This is a genomic window from Syntrophales bacterium (assembly GCA_026417625.1).
Lineage (GTDB): Bacteria > Desulfobacterota > Syntrophia > Syntrophales > UBA8958 > JAOACW01.
Map to the genome: position 1 here is coordinate 1 of JAOACW010000014.1, position 18,765 is coordinate 18,765.

Below are 18,765 nucleotides of genomic sequence, written 5' to 3' on the forward strand. Positions count from 1 at the left end.
AGATGTGTATAAGAGACAGATTATAGCCCCCCTACTTTCAACCTTATCCGCCAACCAGCGATCAAAGCGGGCCCTGAGTACACTATAACTCCTACAAGGCTCCTCACTTAAGTACGGATCAGTGTAGTTAAAGGTAAGTGTTTTTCCGTTGGCAAGAAGGGTAATTCCCTCTTTTGTGATGCACCTTTCAAATGGGGTATCTTCCCAAAGTTCTGGAAACATACTGCGAATCGGACCGGTGTAAATACGGCCACCGGTAACATTCTTTGCTCCAGAATAATCACCCCTCTCAAGCACCAGAACTTCCACTCCAGCGCCAGCCAGCGTGTATGCTGCAGAAAGTCCCGCAAGCCCACCTCCCACAACAATTACCTCAAACTTCTCCATGATACTCCTTCCCCTAGGTAGAGAGTCCATTATTCACAGACAAAAGAAACTGTCAATATAAAAACCTAATCCAAAACAGTTAAACACATAAATCAACATACCGACCGACCTTGAAGACATTTAAATAAAATATTGACCACGGTGAGAACTAATGGTATAGCCGCCATCGGTGTAAAGCAGGAAAGTAGAGCAATAAACTACTCCGGAGAACTGTAGAGATTTACAAGATTTTCCCGAACAAACAATTCCCACAGAAAGGAGACAATGCTCAAAGATGGAGACTGTTAAAATCACCATTAATGGAGAAGAGATAACAGCTCCGGCAGGAAGTACTGTGCTTCAGGTTGCAGATCAAGCGGGGATATACATTCCGACGCTCTGCCACCACTCAGCTCTGAAGCCTATTGGGGCATGCCGTATTTGCCTTGTGGAAGTGAAAGGTGAGCGTAATCTACAAACTGCGTGCACCTTCCCTGTACGGGATGGTATGGTTGTGGAGACTGAAACACCAGCACTTATAAAGGCTCGAAAATTCATCCTCTCTATGCTCCTATCAGAGAGAAACCACTTTTGTCCTTTCTGCGAAATGAGTGGTAGTTGCGAGCTCCAGGATTTGGCATATCGGTATGGACTAGAACATTTTATATACGAAGCCTATACAAAGAGATATCCCATTGACGCCACACACAAACATCTCATTCTAGATCACAACAGGTGCATACTTTGTGCCCGTTGTATCAGGGCATGCGAAGAAATAGCAGCCAACCATACACTAGGACTCGGCAAACGGGGGTCAGCGACGTTATTAAAATGTGACACTGATACACCCTGGGGTGAATCTACATGTATTTCCTGTGGCACATGTGCCCAGGTGTGTCCCACTGGAGCCATTATAGATCGCCGTTCATCGTACATGGGCAAAACCAGTCAGATTAGGCAAGTGAAGAGTAGTTGCAACCGTTGTAGTATAGCTTGTGGTTTTCAAATATCGGTAAAGGGTGATCATATAATCCGTGTAGATAGTGATTGGGAATCTCCTGTAAACGGCGGATTGTTGTGTGAAAGGGGAAGATTCAGGATACTGGAAGAAAAGAGAACACGTATAACTTCCCCCATGGTCAGGCGGAAAGGAAAACTATATCCTACAACATGGGATGAAGCCCTGGAAGTAACGGCAAACTCAATTAAATCACTAAAAGAAGGCAAGCTGGGCGTGTACGTTTCCGGCGATATCACCAACGAAGCCCTTTTCGCGATCAAAAAGATGTTTCCGACCGCCACGAAAAATGTCAGATTAGGGACTCTGAGCAACGTGGCCCCTCGACCACTCGATGGTGCGCCAGCATCATTAAGCGAAATCGCCGCAAGCGATGCGGTACTCATTGTTCAGGAAGACCTGCATGAAAGTCATCCCGTGGCAGCTTATTTGGTAAAACGTTCCATCGATCAGGGCAGCAAACTTTACATAATAGATGATAATGGAGAAAACACTCTGTCCCCATTTGCATCAGGTACATTCGCCGTGAAGGAAATCGAATCAGTGGTGAAACTCCTAGAAACCTCATTAAGACCCGTTGTTCTTTACGGGGCCAACATATCCAATGAGATGTTTGAAAGCTTGAAAAAACTTCAGGGAAAGGCATCCTTTATACCTCTCGAAAGAGGTTTAAACTTCTGTGCAGCAGCTAATCTGGGAATAAATGGGGTTTTAGAAACACCGATTGTAGAAGAAGTACTGTACGTGGTTGCAGGTGATGACTATGTTGAAGAATTAAAAGTAGATGAGGCAAAAAAACCTTTTTTAATCGTTCAATCCTCTTACTTATCACCCATTGTGAAACACGCAGATGTGTTGCTACCTTCAACAAACTGGTCTGAGAGAATAGGAACTGTAATGGCCACAGATGGTCGAATTCAGACCATGAACCAAGCTACAGAAATTAAAGGTGAAGCCAAACAGGATTGGGAGATCCTTTCACTCCTCGGCGGAAAACTGGGTTTAGAGGTGGAACCCTTCGAAGAGCTATCAAAAGACGTCCTAAAAGCCCTCTCAGGAAAGGAGCATGCATAATGACTAAGGTCAAAATAGCCACAGATTGGCTTGCAGGCTGCGCTGGTTGCCACATGTCTTTTCTGGACATTGATGAAAGAATCTTAAACTTGCTGGAGAAGGTGGAGATCACCTCCAGTCCCATCACTGACCTCAAACATCCTCCAAAAGATGGGGTTACGGTAGGTATTCTTGAAGGAGCTATCTGCAATACTCACAATGTAGATGTTGCAAAAATGATGCGCGAAAGGTGTCAAATACTCATTGCAATGGGTGACTGCGCGGTATTTGGTGGAGTACCTGCGATGAGAAATCTCTGTGGTACAGAAGAAGCCTTAAGAAGAGCCTACTTAGAAGCCGAAAGTGTAGTGGATGGTTTGATACCTGATTCACCGGAACTTGGTAAACCATTGGAAACAGTGCTTCCGGTGGATAGGGTGGTAAAGGTTGACCTATACATACCCGGTTGTCCTCCCCGGGCAGATGCTATTTATTACGTCTTAACCGAGCTACTCGCCGGACGATTCCCTGTGGAATTACCGCAGGAACTCCTAACTTACGATTAAAGGAGCCTAATTATGGGTCAAAGAAAGATTACCATAGAACCAGTTACACGGATTGAGGGACATGCCCGTGTTACCATTCATCTTAATGAACAAGGTGAGGTAGAACAAACTTTCTTCCATGTCGATGAGTTCAGGGGTTTGGAGAAGTTCTGTGAGGGACGACCCTATTTTGAAATGCCCCAGATAACCCAGCGTATCTGTGGTATATGTCCGGTAAGCCACCACCTAGCCGCGGCAAAAGCATGTGATGCTATTGCTCGTGTAGAAATACCTCGGCCGGCAAAACTCCTCAGGGAACTGATGCACATGGGTCAGATAATACAGTCCCACGGCATGCACTTCTTCCACCTTGCGGGACCGGACCTACTTCTAGGCTTCGATGCCGATCCAGCTATACGCAACGTGGTGGGAATCATCAAGAATAACGCCGAACTCGCCTTAAAAGCCGTGGCCTTGAGGAGCTACGGTCAAAGGATCATCGAGAAACTGGGAGGTAAAAGGGTACATCCAAACTTTGCTGTTACCGGGGGAGTCAACGCACCGCTAACACGTAAAATCAGAGAAGAAATCCTATCTGAGTATGACAACGCACTGGAAACTGCCAAAATTGCACTACAAACGGCAAAAAATTGGATCGAATCAAACAGTGATTTGGCAGATAACTTTGCTTCATTCCCCTCGGCCTATATGGGTCTCGTGGATGATGAAGGTGGATTACAAATGTACGAAGGGGAAATCAGGGTGAAGGATAGCAGTGGCAAAATTCTCTCCCAATTCAAGCCGGAATATTACCTGATCCACATCGCAGAACATGTAGAATCATGGTCATTCCTGAAGTTCCCCTACTTGAGAAGAGCTGGATGGCCAAAAGGGGTTTACCGTGTTGGACCTTTGGGAAGGCTCAATGTCTGTGATAAGATAAATACACCACTTGCCAATGAAGAGCTAAGACAATTCAAACAGCTGAACGGAGGGAAACCAATAGAGGGTTCTCTGTACTACCACTACGCCCGGATGATTGAGCTTTTACACGCATTGGAGCACTTGCAGGTCCTTCTAGATGATCCGGACATCATGAGTACTGATGTAAGAACAGATCCTCCCACAGCGCAATTACCCGGACAGGGTGTTGGTGTAATCGAAGCCCCCAGAGGAACCCTATTCCACGATTACAGTACCGATGAAAACGGTCTTTTAACCCGCGTAAACCTCATCGTAGCCACCGGAAACAACAACTGGGCAATGCAAACTGCCGCCGCGCAAGTGGCGAAAAATTTCATAAACGACGGCAAAATAACCGAAGGTATGTTGAACCGAGTTGAGGCAGCCATCAGATGCTACGATCCATGCCTGTCCTGTGCAACGCATGCAATTGGCAAAATGCCTTTAGAGGTCATTCTTTTTAGCGCGGACGGCAGCATTCTTGATAGAAAATCCCGCTAAAGAGGCAAGTCACTCAAGGCTACCCCTGTTGTAAATAAGGGGTAGCCTCTGTTCAAAAATGGAACAGAAAAAAGTTCTGATCATTGGTCTGGGAAACATTGATCGTGCCGACGATGGTGTTGCATGGTGGATAGTAAATGCCATCCGAAAACGCCTTGGTCTAAGACCACTCGGGGAGTACGAAACAGGCCTTGAAGAAATGAAAGGTTTCGTTAACGCAATTTTCGTGCACCAGTTAACTCCCGAAATTCTCGAGGACATCATCGGTTATCAGAAAATCATTTTTGTTGATGCCCACACAGTGCCTAAAGAAAGCGAAGTGTATGTATCATCGGTTACACCATCGTACGAGTCACTTCTGTTCTCTCACCACTTAACCGCCCCAACGCTTCTTGCATTCCTCAAGGACCTTTACAACGAAGAACCCCGTGCCTACATTGTTTCCATAAGAGGTCACGACTTCGACTTTCACCGAAATCTTTCACCAAAAACGATGCAGCTCTTGGAACCTGCTTTAGCTTATATCGAACAACTTTTGCAGCAAGAGGACACAAAAAAATGACCAGCTATAACGATCGTCTGATAAGGGTCATCAGTGAGAAGGGAAACGTGCTGGGTCTCGCATGTGCAACTACCCATCTAACAAACGAAGCACGAACCATCCATAAAACATCCATTACAGCCACAGCCGCTTTGGGAAGGGCACTAACCGGTGGTGCGCTTATGGCTTCTTTGTTGAAAAGGGACCAACGACTATCTTTTAAAATTGAAGGAGATGGTCCACTCAGGAAAATTATTGTCGAAGCAGACAGGAACGGGTACGTTCGCGGCTTCGTTGGAAACCCCCAAGTAGAAATTCCTCCTAAAAATGGAAAAATCGATGTGGGCAGTGCCGTAGGCAAAAATGGCACTCTCACCGTCATTAAGGATCTCGGTACTAAGAGTCCCCTAACAGGCATCGTTCGACTGATCACAGGAGAAATTGCGGAGGACCTCACATATTACTACGCCGAATCAGAACAGATTCCCACTGCCATTGGACTCGGTGTATACGTCAACCCCGATGGGAGTGTTAAGGCAGCAGGCGGGTTTCTAATTCAAACCCTACCTCCGATAGATGAACGAACCACCGATGAACTGATCGATAGAATAAGCAAAATTAAAACCGTAACTGAACATTTGCTCGCAGGAAAAACAGAAGAAGATCTTATTTCTCTAATATTCGGCCCAATACCTTACCACATACTGGAAAGGTATCCCCTTTACTTCCGCTGCAGGTGCGACAGAAAGATGATTGAAAAAGTCATCCTTGCCCTAGGAGAAGAAGAGATTTCCTCTATTATAGAAGAAAGGGGAGAAGCGGAAATCACTTGTGAATTCTGTCGGCAGAACTACTACTTTAACAAACATGAGCTTGAAAACCTATTGAAAATAAAACTCCACTGAGAGTCTACGCAGTTGAAAAACGAAAAAGGGGACATAGTATCCTGCAAAACATCCTACACACAATAATTTGCGATATCGGCGGTACTATGCCCCCCACTGATGTTTCCCATTCAGATACTGGCCCCTGCAAGGAATCCTTCTCTTATGGCTTCAAGGGCATTTCGAGGTTTGACCGCATCCCCAACCACCTTTACAGATGATACTCCTGATAGCGAACCAGCGAGGCTGTTTTCGGAAACCATACCGAGGGCAAGGACCACCGTATCTGTTGGTATCTCCACATCCCTACCGTCTTTCGTAACATGCACAGCTTTTTCGGTTATTTCCTTAATCTCCGCACCCGTCATCACCGTGACCTTCTTGTCCTCCAGAAACTTCAGTAATTTCGCACGGCGGGTAATCTCTTCATCTGTGGCAATATCAGGAAGCATCTCTACTATTGTGACCACCTTTCCCATCGTAGCGAGGAGACTAGCCGTTTCACAACCTACCATACCACCACCGGCAATGACAACATTCTGACCTGTTGTTGCCTTTCCCTGCAGTACTTCTCTGGCCGTAACTACATTCTTACCGTCGATACCTCCAATGGATGGTTTGTACGGATAAGCCCCCGTAGCTACTATGACAACGTCCGGTTTTTCCTCCTTACAGGTCGCCTCATCATACGTTGAACTAAGTTTAACATTAACGCCCAGTTTCTCCAACTGTTTCCCAGCCCAGGTTATATATGAAGTAATTTCACCCTTTCCAGGAGGAACAGCGGCATCCAAAAATTGGCCTCCCAAGCGGTCCATCTTTTCATACAGGGTAACCTTATGTCCAGCCAATGCGGCAGCCCTGGCAGCTTCTAACCCTGCTGGCCCTCCCCCTACAACTGTTACCTTTTTGGGCTGCTGCGTTTTCTTGAGTTCATCTCTGTACTCAAATCCAAGGGTCGGATTTACGAGACAGCGAATGGGCTCGTTACGGAACAGCACTTCCAGACAACCTTGCTGACAACCAATGCAATGTCTGATATCTTCATAGCGACCCTCCGCATATTTTAGGGGCAGCTCAGGATCAGCAAGGGAGGCTCTCCCCATTGCCACAAGGTCTGCTTTGCCTGAACGCAAAACTTCTTCCGCTACAAGAGGATCGTTTATACGCCCTACTGTGATTACAGGTATATTTACAACCTTCTTCACCTCGGCAGCGTAGTCAGTGATCCAGGCCAGGCGAGTTCCCATAGGAGGTATAATAGCTGCTACACTTTCATAAGTACCCGCAGAAATGTGAAGCATATTAACACCCGCCTCTTCTAGTGCTTTCGCTATAACCTTAGTCTCATCTATGGTGCGCCCACCTACAACATGCTCATCCCCGGAGATACGGAAATCAATCAGAAAGTTCTCACCGCATCTTTTCCTTATCTCTGCGATTATTTCCAGAGGAAAACGTATACGGTTTTTGAGAGGACCTCCATATTCATCGGTACGTTTGTTGGAATAAGGGGACATAAACTGGGCTATCAAGTAGCCATGGGCCCCATGCACTTCCACGCCATCAAAACCCGCTTCCTTTGCTCTAAAGGCCGCATCCCCGAACTTCTTCACAATAGTTTTAATTTCCTCACGGGAAAGTTCCCGGGGTACTTCTCCCAGAACTGGACAGGGTACAGGCGAAGCTGAAACAGGCTGGGCACCCACAAGTGCCGATGTTGTCTGCCGACCAGCGTGGTATATTTGAGCGATAATTTTTGCACCGGCTTTGTGAACGGCATCGACCAGAAGGGCATGAGACTTAATCTGTTCGTCCTTCCACAGACCAGGGGTCCAGAATCCCCTACCAATAGGATCAATAGCATAATCTTCCACGATGATGAGTCCCCAACCACCTCTTGCCTTTGCTTCATGATACGCAATGAAACGTTCCGTCGCCATACCATCCTGGTCACAAAATACCGTAACCATCGGGGCAACAACAAACCTGTTCTTTATAGTCACTTCACCCACCTTAATGGGTGTCAGCAATAAACTTTCTCTTTTCTCCGTCATTGGTTTATCCTCCTTTCTCTCTGAACACTAGGGAACACAATCCCTACACTAGATCTTACCCATGAGCTTAAGACAGTTACTTTGGATTATAACCCCACAAATCCTCACATTTTATAACCTAACGAACCAGATTGCTGCCTCACCCGCTCCACGACGCTTATCCTCGTGATAGTCTGGTGCAACACACAGAAAAAGGGTACGACGATCTGAACCACCGAGCGCACACGCAAAAACGCCCATGTTTCCCGTGGAAATTTCATCAAGTATTTTACCCCCCTCGGCTACACGGATCACACGATTTCCCACAGCATCAGCGATCCATAGTGTACCTTCATCGTCAAGATCACAACCATCAGGTGCCACCTTTATCTTGGGGAAAAACTGGGCAAGATCACCACTTTCAGGAAGAGGTCCAAAGACAGCCCAGTCACGCCTGGGTCCCAAAGTTCCGTCAGCCCTGATGTCGAATGCTGACACTCTGTTGCCAAACGTTTCGTTCACAAGTAGCGTTTTCCCATCAGGTGTGATCACCATACCATTGGGGAAAAAGAGACCTTCAGCCGCTACACTCGCGTTGCCACTTGCATCTACAAGAGCCAACTTGGCAGTCTCAAGAGGAGCACCCCCCATGAGATCAAAGCCAAAATTACCCACATATGCTCTCCCCTTAGTGTCCACAACCATGTCATTCACAGGTCCACCGGCAATGTCGGAAAGGTCTGCATGTGTCACAAGAGAACCATCAGGCTCCAGTCTCATTACTTTCCTATCGAGCATTGATACAACCAAGAGCCTTCCATCAGGCAGCCAACCGAGTCCAGAGGGCTGTTTCTCAACTGTGGTGATCTTCTCAACCTTACCCTCCATATCCACTGCGATCACCTGATGGGTGTAAAAATCAGAAACCCACAATCTATTTTCCCGCCATCGCGGAGCTTCCAAATAATCATAACCATAAACGAGCGTCTCTATTTTTCTTTCTGTCATGGCTCGTCCTCCCTCCTTTTAATAAAGGATTCACTTCATAATGTTATAAAATTTTTGCAGACCCCAATCCTGACGCAGTAATCAGAGAACCACTCAATTTTGACGGTGATAACACCCCCTCTCAGCGTGCCCGAACAAATGGAAGAGCAAACTCAAAAAATCTCAAACTGCAAGACAAATGCCAGGCTGTTGGTATTCGCAACAGCCCGTACTCACTATATTATGAAACACATGATTCTTTTACTAAATGCAAACTTAAGGAGAAAATCAAGGGCAAGTATGAGATATATTTGTGCCGCGGAAAGTAATGAGCATTTTTTCTGGATCGTGTACAGATTAATCATTTGATTAATATTTTCCCATTTCGTTAATATTTTTAACGCAACAACTTATCATCTCGACAGCCCATATTTTTGTACCCTGTATGCCAGCGTCGGTCTCGATATATTCAACAGCCTAGCCGCTCTGGAAAGGTTACCCCTACTAAGCTCTAGTGCACGCATTATATATTTTTTGTTGATTTCTTCTAAATCCACACCTTGTAATGGAATATCTATTTCATCCCTCTGAGGTCTTTTAGTTTCCCGGGGTGATTGTCCAATAAGCATTTCCAAATGAGAAGATTTTATTTCCCTACCATCCTCCATTAGAACAATACGCTCTATTAAGTTCCTCAACTCTCTGACATTACCGGGCCAATCGTAGCTCTGTAGAAGTAACTGAGCATCCTTTGAGATTGATTGAAAATTCTTCCCGAACTTGTTGTTAAATTTATCCATAAAGAACATTACAAGAGGTATAATATCAGCCTTCCTCTCCCTAAGTGGGGGCACCTGTATACATGCAACATTCAATCTGTAAAAGAGGTCTCTACGAAAAGTGCCCTCTTTCACTGCATCGGCGAGACTCTTATTTGTCGCTGCAATTACTCTAACATCTACGCTTATCTTTGCAGTACCCCCAACTCTGTAAAACTCCTTTTCCTCAAGAAATCTCAATAGATTTACTTGGGTCTGATGTGATAGTTCACTTATCTCATCCAGGAAAAGTGTTCCTCCATTGGCTGCTTCAATCTTCCCCTCTTTTCCTTCTTTCAACCCACCGGTAAACGAACCTTTCTCGTAACCGAAAAGCTCACTTTCCACTAAATCTTTGCTTATTGCTCCGCAGTTAATAGCCATAAAAGGTCGCCCAAATCTGTCACTCCGATAATGTATGTAGCGAGCAACTATTTCTTTTCCCGTCCCTGTCTCACCTTCTATTAGCACCGTTGTATCCGAGCTACGTGCCACTTTGTCCGCCTTGTTGAACACTTCACGGATCTCCTTGCTTGCCATCACTATTTTTTCAACATCAAATTCTCTGATGTACGCCCGCCGTAAAACTTCAAGCTCCCTTTTCAGTCTGAGATTCTCCAGTGCTCTCTCTACAATAATTTCAATCTCTTCCATATCAAGTGGCTTCACAAGGTAGTCAAATGCACCGAGTTTCATGGAGGTAATCACGGTTCTTATGTCCTCATATGCCGTCATCATTATCACAAGTATATCTTTGTCGGTCTCTCGAATAGCTTTGAGGGTCTCTATACCATCAATACCAGGTAAACGTATATCCAACAACACAAGATCAAACCTTTCCTTCTTGATCACATCGAGAGCTTCTTCACCGCTTCCTACAATAACAGTCTTATATTTCTCAGACAAAATCTGTTTCAGCGGCTTCTGCAATAGTTCATCATCATCAACTATGAGAATTCTGTACTTATACACCTTACTCACCCACCATAGTTCCGATTATTGTAATTCAATGTACAGACGCCTCCATGGGGAATATTAAAGTGAACTTTGTTCCCCTTCCTACGGCACTCTCCACTTCGATTGTGGCATTGTGCTGTTCCAATATCTTGTGAACAATCGAGAGTCCTAAACCTGTTCCATCAGGTTTCGTGGTAAAAAAGGGATCAAAAATCTTAGGTAGATGCTCCCTCCTGATACCACTTCCATTGTCTATAATTACCAGACGGAACTTTTTCCCATGTTTTCCTCCTTGATTCTCCACCGACCCCGAAATTGTTATTTTACCCCCATCCGATGGCATCGATTCTACCGCGTTAATTAATATATTTAACAACACTTGACGAATCTGATCCTCATCAAAAACCATAGCAGGTATCGAAACCGGAAGATCCACTTCAACTTGAATACCCCTATTTGCACATTGAGGTTCAAGAACATGCACCGTTTCCTTTATAATATTATCTATGTAAGATCGCCTAGATTGGGGAGCAGCCGGCCTCGCAAAATCAAGAACATTTTTGACAAGTCTATTTATTCTCTCAATTCCCCTGAGTGAATCATTTATCAATTCAAGCACCTGTGAGTCTCCAATCGCTTTTTTTGCCAGCATTTGAAGGTTCAAATTGATACCGGCGAGGGGGTTTCGTATCTCATGGGCAATACCCGCGGATAACTGTCCCAAAGAAGATAGTCTATCCATTCTTCTAATAAGATCTTCCGTCGCTCTGACCTTTGTCACATCCTGTATGGTTATTATTGTTCCGGAGCGGTTCCCCTCTAAATTTTTCACAAAAGAACTCTCTATTTCCAAAATAGCCATATCACCATTCTTCTTTTCAATGCAGACATCCACAATTTCATGCTTTGGTCCATTCTTGAGTGCCGCCTGCAACACCTCACGAACTGCCGTTGATTCTATTTCTTTGATATGTTTACCTGAAATGTCCGCGCGGCATATCTCGAGAATCTGTTCCGCTCGGCCATTTACCGATTGGACACATCCGCTACTGTCGATAGTTATAATTCCATTGGGGGAACTCTCAAAGATGTTCTCCGCCAAATTTCTCTCTGCAATAACCTGCTCATACAAAGTTGCATTTCTCAAAAGTACAGCTGAGTGATTTGCCATTATCGAAAGTATCTCCATGTCGTTTTTGGTAAATGCTCCAATCCTGCTGGAGTACACACTCACAACACCCAGTACATCGCCTTCACATATCATCGGCACCGAAAGTACAGATTTTACATTACCAGACAAATCGTATCTCTCCGCACCTTCTTTTATGTTGTAAATTAATACTGGTCTGCCCGTCTCCACAACCTTATCCCAAATATTAATCGCCGGTGTATGAATCTTTTGATCAAATAGACATACACCTTTTCTCGACAATACTGAAATAGCGGTCCCATTCTTCTCCACCAGGAAAACTTCACAACCCTGAGCCTCGGTCATTTTCATCGCATTTTTAGCAATGACATCTATAAACTTTTTGATTTGATCAATAGTTACTGAACGATTTGTCAATTGCTGAAGTAAAAGAAGCTGATCTATTTTCCTCTTGTTCTGTGCATGTAATCGAGCATTTTCCACAATTATTCCCGCTTGATTCGCAAAAAAAGTGAAAAGTGAAATATCCTTTCTGCTAAGTTCCAATACCCCCTCCGTACTGTCTCCTTCTAAAACACCTATTACCTCCCTTTTAATTTTGAGAGGTGCCGTGATGGTAGATTTCCTCTTCCAGTACTCATCCATCTTACGGTCTGTCACTGTAATGCGAGGATCACTAAACCTATCCTTTATGAAGACCGTTTTACCTGTCCTCGCAACTATCGTTTCCTGACAGTTATGCTTATCCATGTGTAAAGGCCAAGTTAAAGCACGATGAACCTCCTCATCCGTAACAAAACCAGCTAGATACTTACACTCCAGTAACCTCGCCTCTTTGTTTACGAGAAAGATTGCCACTCGATTAAGCCCAAAAAATTTCTGTGTTTCCCTAACAATGGCGTTCAGAACGGTATCAATGGGAACAGGTCTAGTGAGCATTCGACCAATTGTCAGGATAGAAGAAAGGAGTTTTTCCTTTGTAATGGCCGTTTTTTTTCCACTGTTTTTCTCTAAACCGGCCATACTTTTTTACTCCCACCTAAGATTATGTTAACGTTAAGATGTTATAAATTTGCCTTACTGTCAAATATATTTACCTGAATACCGTACACCCACTAGAGTAACGGAAGGGGTACACTCAGTACCTCGAGATGTACCCCTTTTAAATCATTGGCAAAAACCCAACCTACAGTAAAAGTTATCTATGATCTTTAAAAGCCCTTCTCCATACCTGCTTCGTTTCCTCACTGGGTTCTACAACAAAATAGGGTTCCCAGCATTCCTTTGGTGCCGCCGGGAAAATATAACTGCACACAACAGCAGCGACCAAAGCAAGACCTACACCCCAAACTATCGCAGGGATATTCCATATGTTTTTCCACACCTCATGTATGGTTATGAACGAAACCAAGCCAATGATGCTTGATGCATAGGCTGCTGGACGATTCATTCTCTTCCAATATAAGCCGAGCAGAAGAGGTACAAAGAATGCTGCCGCCCAGACACCATGAGCCCAAGCAGCCAACATGGCAATAAATTCCGGAGGCCATATGGCAGCGATCGTCAGCAAAGCTCCTACCACCAAAATAATACCCCTTGTTACATTAATAAATGTCTTCTCAGGGATTGGTTTCTTGCTCAAGTTCCTCCACACGTCGTAGGTTATTGCCAAAGAGTTGTGAAGTAACATTGCATTAGCCGTAGAAAGTGCAGCTGCTAAAATGGCAGCAAGAATAATACCCCCGAGGAATGGATTCATGTACTGGGTTAGTAGCAGGGGAATAAGCCAATCACTTCCTTTTCCCGCAGGCATTGTTCCTATCAGTGCCCTTCCCCCCAAACCGAGTATCAAAATGGGTATGAAGCAAATAAAGATCACCACTATACCGTACTAAGCCATAAGCATGGCTGTTTTAACGTTTTTTGCCCCCATCATTCTAGCAGTCATATGAGGACTAACACCACCACCGAGAAAATTCGCCATAAAAATTCCAAAAAGTGTAGCACCCCCAAAGGTACCAATTGGATCAAGCATTGATCCTGGAGCAATGGGCTTCGCTGTCGCCACAGGTGGTGCTGTCATAAGTGCTATCTTCTGCCACATCGCATGCCACCCACCTACCAGATCCAAAACAACATACCCGCCAACAAAGAGGCCTATCACTATCATACTTGTATTTATAAGATCACCCCATGCCACGGTCCACATCCCGCCTGAAGCCGTGTAGAAAAGGAAAATCAGGAAGAAGAACACGGCCAACTTATAGGATAAACCTGTAACAGAAGACACAATCATGCCCACTGCTTTAATCTGCAGAATGATATAAGCAATGTATGCCATAACAGTTGCTATTGCTGCAATGATCTGCAACCCACTTCTATCAACGAGAGGCTCATACCTAAGCTTAAAAAACTCTGGCAGAGTCCTTGAAGGATGTTCAGGATAGCGGATCTTATAAGCTACAACACCCATCAGGGCCGTTGCAAAGAACCACCCCGCAAACCAACCAGTTACGGTCGGCATACCACGCATAAAGAGCATACTTGGTATACCCGTAACGGAACTGGCACTAATCCACGTCGCTACAAAAGCAGCGACGGTCAAAAGCAGCCCAAGACGATGGCCACTTGTCGTAAATTCCTTCAAATCCCTTACCTCAGCAAAACCACGGTTAGTTCCCCACACCAAAATAATGAGGTAAACAATTAAAATACTTCCAATGATAACATTTGCATGCATACGCTTTCTCCCTCCTAAATCATCGCAGACTACTTCTCGTCGTATTCATAAGGTTTCCAGAAAGAACCTGTCGCACCAAGTCTTTTGACACCTGATTTCTCAATCTTTCTAATGGCGAAAACCACCCAAAGTAAAAGAGCAAAAATAGATGATATCCAAAGCAAAAAAGGTCCGTACGTCTGAGGTGGAACTATGAAGAAATTTTCCATATGGCACCTCCATGTTTTAGTTTCGAACAGACGTTGGTTAAGAATGTCCTTACTGAATATCCCTCGGCACTAGTAATATGGGGATCTTTGCATCGTGATGAATAACACCATATGCAACACTACCCAGGAACGTTGCACCAATGAGACCACGCCCATGTGTGCCCATTACAATGAGATCAACTTGTTTTCTTTCAGCTTCACGAGCAATTTCAGCTGCCGGGACACCCGAACAGATCAGTATTTCACAGTGAATATTTTCCCTTTTAAATTCCTTTTCGATCTCTTCTAGATAGATGTTAGCGCCTTCTTTTAGATTCTCCTCAACAGGAGCGAGCACTAACCTATCAGTGGATCCTTCGGCGACACCGAATAATGAACGTAAAAGCGTCTCATCAATAACATGAAGTAGAATGACTTTTGCACCGAGATACTTCGCCAACCACAAGGTGTAACCCGCAGCCTTTTTCGATGTGGATGAACCATCAATGGCCAATAATATAGTCTTTATCATCTATAACACCTCCCCTCTGAGAACATCACTCCACCCAGATTATACAACCCGCACCTTGTGACAAACCACCACAAATGGCACATGCCGCGTACCCCCCTCCGTTTTGTCGCAAATTGTAGGCAGCTGTCATCATAATTCTCGCACCACTCGCTGTATTGGGATGACCGACGGCAATGGCACCACCGTTTACGTTGAGCTTTTGTTTAATCTCAAGATACCGGTCTGGGTCATAATCCAGAATAGGTTTCCGGGAAACTTCCCGAACCATTTCCGAGTAATCACTCTCAAGGAAACGAGTATTAGCCAGAAGCTTTGCAGATACTAGAGGCACGCACGCAAAGGCCTCGTTGATTTCGATGAACTTCATATCATCTACTTGAAGTCCAACTTCATCTAGGCAGCGCTTGATGGCAAAAGCGGGAGTTACGGGCATTATCCTCGGCTGAACAGCAATAGACGAAGCAGCAACGATCGTATAAAGTACCTCCAAACCCAAAGAATCCGCCTTCTCTCTTTTCATGAAAATCTGGGCAGCCGCACCATCATTCATCCCTGGCGCGTTACCGGCCGTGATGGTAGGATTTCCAAATACAGGCTTGAGCTTGGCGAGTTCATCAAGCTTTATCTCAGGACGGTACTGTTCGTCGATATCTAGCACCGTGGTGGAAATAACATTCCCCTTTTTATCCTTAGTTGTTATAGTATACGAAATCATCTCATTCTTAAAAAAACCACTTTTCCACGCTTGCCCGTATTTCACGTGACTCAAATAAGCAAACTCGTCTTGTTCCTCCCTTGTGATCCCGTACTCGACTGCCACATTCCCCGAATCCACAGCCACAGGCGCATAATCTTTGTAGCCCAGGGGAATGAGAGGATCCTCAACTAAAAATGACGTATGTCTTTTACCCTCCCAGCGAATACCCCTAAGCAAAAAAGGCACAGTACTGAAGCTAGTAGAGCCGCCAGCCATAACAACCTCCGCATAACCACCCCGGATACTGCGAAAAGCGTAAAGGGCCGCTGTCATTCCAGAAATGCAAGCCTGATCAAATGTCACGGAGGGTGTCTCTGGAGGTATACCTGCCTTAAGCATACTCTGTCGTGCAATTACCGGCGTGTAGGGATCCTTTGCATTTGTTGTATCACCATTCCCCCACCAGATCTCATCAATAAGGGCAGGCTCAAGGTTGACACGTTCCATTACTTTACTCATTGCTACTGCACCCAGATCATATATGTCCACATCCCGGAGACTTCCCCCAAAACGACCAAATGGAGTCCTGACCGCACTAACACAGACGATATCTTCTCTGTTTTTTTCAAACTTTCTCATTTTTCATTCCCCCAAATTGCTCATCGCGCCGATCCAATGGACTTTTGACCGGCTTTCTAAGCAGTTCTTTTTATTTTAGAATCTGAGCAGCGACGATTACTCTCTGAATCTGATTTGTACCCTCGTAGATCTGCGTTATTTTTGCGTCCCGCATCATCCGTTCTACAGGGTATTCCCTGCTATATCCATAGCCTCCAAAAATCTGAACGGCATCTGTCGTAACCTTCATCGCTGTATCGGAGGCAAACCATTTCGCCATCGAAGCAATACGGGGAATATCAGGGGAATCGGGTTCTGTATCGATAGTAGATGCTGCACGATAAACCAGTGTCCTCGCAGCTTCGACTCCGAGAGCCATCTCCGCCAACATCCACTGTATTCCCTGGAAGCTCGCGATCGGCTTTCCAAACTGAACACGCTCTTTTGCGTATTTGATGGCTGCGTCCAGGGCACCTTGAGCAACACCAACGGCCTGAGCGCCCACGGCAGGTCTCGTATAATTGAACGTTTTCATCAATATCCTGAAACCATTTCCCTCTCCCCCAAGTAGTCGATCCTCGGGAAGATAAATCTCCTCGAAAGTCAACTCTCTAGTATCAGATCCCCGAATTCCCATCTTGTGTTCCTGCTTGCCCACAGAAAAACCCGGGTCTCCTTTCTCAACAATAAACATGCTTATACCATTATGCCCCTTCTCCCTATCAGTGTACGCAAGAACTATTATGATCTCAGCCTCTCCACCGTTGGTGATAAAAATCTTCGAACCATTGAGAACGTACCCACCATCTACTTTTTTTGCGAACGTTTTCATGCCGGCCACATCGGAACCTGCACCCGGTTCTGTAATGGCGCAAGCCCCAAGGCACTGTCCCGAAGCCATCCTATAGAGGTATGTTCTTTTCTGTTCCTCCGTACCCCCAAGAAGAAGAGGGTCACTTGCGAGTGCCTGCGTGGTGAGTATAACCGATGTGGATGCACAGACTCTGGCTATTTCCTCTACAGCAATCACAAGAGAAAGCATTCCCGCACCTGCACCACCATACTCCTCCGGTACCTGAATCCCAAGAAGACCGTTTTCCACCAGCAATCTAAGGTTCTGTTTAGGGAATTCTTCAAAGGCATCAACATTAGCCGCTTTGGGTGCGAATTCTGTCTCCGCAATACGCCTAACAGTATCACGTAGCATTTTCTGATCCTCTGTGAGTCTGAAGTCCATCTCATGCCTCCTGAACTTACTCTTTTTCTCCTTCTTACCTGAACTATTTGTGTCTACTTCTTTTGATAGTTATAGAAACCTATTCCCGTTTTTCGTCCTAAACGGTTCTCCTCTATCATTTTCCTGAATAGGGGCGACGGCTTGTAACGCTCCTCTTTCGTCATTTCATACATCGCTTCCATAGCGAACGCGCAAACGTCAACTCCTGCAAGGTCCATAATCTCAGCTGGTCCCATCGGCCAGTTACAGCCGAGTTTCATGGCCTGATCGATATCTTCTGCAGTCGCTGTACCGTTTAAGATCATATTGCAGGCTTCGTTATAGATGAGACAGAGAAACCGATTTACAATGAACCCAGGTATATCTTTCACCACAATCGGCGTTTTACCAAAACGCTTACATAAATCGACCGTCCGATTGGTTGTTTCATCGGAGGTCATCTCCCCGCGGATGACCTCAACCAATCTCATCAACGGAACGGGACTAAAATAATGAGTCCCAATTACCCGTTCTGGTCTTTCCGTTACTGAAGACAATCGCGAAATCGGAATCGTAGAAGTATTACTTGCCAGAATCACATCAGCGGAACAAATACGATCCAGTTTTTTGAATATCTCTTGTTTCAGTTCCACCTTCTCGAAAACTGCCTCAACAACCATAACGGCACCTTTTACAGCCTCTTCCAGATCTGTAAAAACGTATAACCGAGAAATTATTTCATCTGCCTGGTCCTGAGTGAGGGATCCTTTTGCCACTTTCCTATTGATGAAATTTTTAATGCTGCCTAGTCCTCGCTCGAGGATAGACGTAGAGGTATCCACAATATGGACTTCGAATCCACTCTCTGCAGCAACCTGGGCGATACCTGAACCCATAGTCCCTATACCTATAACCGCTATCTTTTCCCCCATTACAATTTCCTCCTGTAAGTGAT

General features: G+C 45.1%; 15 protein-coding genes and 1 pseudogene. 5 read left to right on the plus strand and 11 right to left on the minus strand.

Translation table 11 applies throughout. The features are described 5' to 3' along the window. A partial coding sequence (locus tag N2317_08085) for an FAD-dependent oxidoreductase (GenBank protein MCX7817446.1) occupies nucleotides 1-387 on the minus strand: 387 nt, incomplete at its 3' end. 274 nt (nucleotides 388-661) lie between these two features. Here N2317_08085 and N2317_08090 point away from each other — a divergent pair. From N2317_08090 to hslO, 5 genes are read left to right on the plus strand one after another with little or no spacing between them, the layout of a single operon-like run. Continuing rightward, nucleotides 662-2,458, plus strand: a complete 1,797-nt coding sequence (locus N2317_08090) for a molybdopterin-dependent oxidoreductase (protein MCX7817447.1) — start codon at nucleotides 662-664, stop codon at nucleotides 2,456-2,458. Then, entirely contained in the window at nucleotides 2,458-3,003 is a 546-nt protein-coding gene (locus tag N2317_08095) for an NADP oxidoreductase (protein ID MCX7817448.1), read from the plus strand. Before N2317_08090 ends, N2317_08095 begins: the two co-directional genes overlap by 1 nt. Nucleotides 3,004-3,015: 12 nt before the next feature. Then, nucleotides 3,016-4,446, plus strand: coding sequence for a Ni/Fe hydrogenase subunit alpha (locus tag N2317_08100; GenBank protein ID MCX7817449.1), 1,431 nt, complete (start codon nucleotides 3,016-3,018; stop codon nucleotides 4,444-4,446). Nucleotides 4,447-4,504: 58 nt separating this feature from the next. After that, nucleotides 4,505-5,008, plus strand: coding sequence for a hydrogenase maturation protease (locus N2317_08105; GenBank protein ID MCX7817450.1), 504 nt, complete (start codon nucleotides 4,505-4,507; stop codon nucleotides 5,006-5,008). Beyond that, entirely contained in the window at nucleotides 5,005-5,892 is an 888-nt protein-coding gene (gene hslO, locus N2317_08110; protein ID MCX7817451.1) for an Hsp33 family molecular chaperone HslO, read from the plus strand. The genes N2317_08105 and hslO overlap by 4 nt, the downstream gene beginning before the upstream one ends. Before the next feature lie 110 nt (nucleotides 5,893-6,002). Here the strand turns inward: hslO and N2317_08115 are convergent, their stop codons facing one another. From N2317_08115 to N2317_08160, 10 genes and pseudogenes are all read right to left on the minus strand, one after another. Then, a complete protein-coding gene (locus N2317_08115; GenBank protein MCX7817452.1) occupies nucleotides 6,003-7,928 on the minus strand; it encodes an NAD(P)/FAD-dependent oxidoreductase in 1,926 nt (641 codons plus the stop codon). Between the two features lie 111 nt (nucleotides 7,929-8,039). Beyond that, nucleotides 8,040-8,915 carry an SMP-30/gluconolactonase/LRE family protein gene (locus N2317_08120; GenBank protein MCX7817453.1) on the minus strand — a complete coding sequence of 292 codons (876 nt, stop codon included), beginning with the start codon at nucleotides 8,913-8,915 and terminating at the stop codon, nucleotides 8,040-8,042. Between the two features lie 392 nt (nucleotides 8,916-9,307). After that, nucleotides 9,308-10,684, minus strand: coding sequence for a sigma-54 dependent transcriptional regulator (locus N2317_08125; protein MCX7817454.1), 1,377 nt, complete (start codon nucleotides 10,682-10,684; stop codon nucleotides 9,308-9,310). Between the two features lie 34 nt (nucleotides 10,685-10,718). Next, entirely contained in the window at nucleotides 10,719-12,842 is a 2,124-nt protein-coding gene (locus N2317_08130) for an ATP-binding protein (protein ID MCX7817455.1), read from the minus strand. Nucleotides 12,843-13,017: 175 nt separating this feature from the next. Then, nucleotides 13,018-14,559 (minus strand): annotated as a pseudogene (locus N2317_08135) (sodium:solute symporter family protein). Between the two features lie 29 nt (nucleotides 14,560-14,588). After that, nucleotides 14,589-14,768, minus strand: coding sequence for a hypothetical protein (locus N2317_08140; GenBank protein ID MCX7817456.1), 180 nt, complete (start codon nucleotides 14,766-14,768; stop codon nucleotides 14,589-14,591). A gap of 49 nt (nucleotides 14,769-14,817) precedes the next feature. After that, a complete protein-coding gene (locus tag N2317_08145; protein MCX7817457.1) occupies nucleotides 14,818-15,279 on the minus strand; it encodes a universal stress protein in 462 nt (153 codons plus the stop codon). Nucleotides 15,280-15,304: 25 nt separating this feature from the next. Beyond that, nucleotides 15,305-16,615, minus strand: a complete 1,311-nt coding sequence (locus N2317_08150) for a thiolase family protein (GenBank protein ID MCX7817458.1) — start codon at nucleotides 16,613-16,615, stop codon at nucleotides 15,305-15,307. Between the two features lie 70 nt (nucleotides 16,616-16,685). Next, nucleotides 16,686-17,831 carry an acyl-CoA dehydrogenase family protein gene (locus tag N2317_08155; GenBank protein MCX7817459.1) on the minus strand — a complete coding sequence of 382 codons (1,146 nt, stop codon included), beginning with the start codon at nucleotides 17,829-17,831 and terminating at the stop codon, nucleotides 16,686-16,688. 53 nt (nucleotides 17,832-17,884) lie between these two features. Then, nucleotides 17,885-18,742, minus strand: a complete 858-nt coding sequence (locus N2317_08160; GenBank protein ID MCX7817460.1) for a 3-hydroxyacyl-CoA dehydrogenase family protein — start codon at nucleotides 18,740-18,742, stop codon at nucleotides 17,885-17,887. Nucleotides 18,743-18,765: the final 23 nt, after the last annotated feature.

Excerpts from the sequence above, each read along its gene's own strand:
- N2317_08090 (MCX7817447.1), top strand. The coding sequence starts at position 662 with ATGGAGACTGTTAAAATCACCATTAATGGAGAAGAGATAACAGCTCCG.
- N2317_08095 (MCX7817448.1), top strand. The coding sequence starts at position 2,458 with ATGACTAAGGTCAAAATAGCCACAGATTGGCTTGCAGGCTGCGCTGGT.
- N2317_08100 (MCX7817449.1), top strand. The coding sequence starts at position 3,016 with ATGGGTCAAAGAAAGATTACCATAGAACCAGTTACACGGATTGAGGGA.
- N2317_08105 (MCX7817450.1), top strand. The coding sequence starts at position 4,505 with ATGGAACAGAAAAAAGTTCTGATCATTGGTCTGGGAAACATTGATCGT.
- hslO (MCX7817451.1), top strand. The coding sequence starts at position 5,005 with ATGACCAGCTATAACGATCGTCTGATAAGGGTCATCAGTGAGAAGGGA.
- N2317_08115 (MCX7817452.1), bottom strand. The coding sequence starts at position 7,928 with ATGACGGAGAAAAGAGAAAGTTTATTGCTGACACCCATTAAGGTGGGT.
- N2317_08120 (MCX7817453.1), bottom strand. The coding sequence starts at position 8,915 with ATGACAGAAAGAAAAATAGAGACGCTCGTTTATGGTTATGATTATTTG.
- N2317_08130 (MCX7817455.1), bottom strand. The coding sequence starts at position 12,842 with ATGGCCGGTTTAGAGAAAAACAGTGGAAAAAAAACGGCCATTACAAAG.
- N2317_08140 (MCX7817456.1), bottom strand. The coding sequence starts at position 14,768 with ATGGAAAATTTCTTCATAGTTCCACCTCAGACGTACGGACCTTTTTTG.
- N2317_08145 (MCX7817457.1), bottom strand. The coding sequence starts at position 15,279 with ATGATAAAGACTATATTATTGGCCATTGATGGTTCATCCACATCGAAA.
- N2317_08150 (MCX7817458.1), bottom strand. The coding sequence starts at position 16,615 with ATGAGAAAGTTTGAAAAAAACAGAGAAGATATCGTCTGTGTTAGTGCG.
- N2317_08155 (MCX7817459.1), bottom strand. The coding sequence starts at position 17,831 with ATGGACTTCAGACTCACAGAGGATCAGAAAATGCTACGTGATACTGTT.
- N2317_08160 (MCX7817460.1), bottom strand. The coding sequence starts at position 18,742 with ATGGGGGAAAAGATAGCGGTTATAGGTATAGGGACTATGGGTTCAGGT.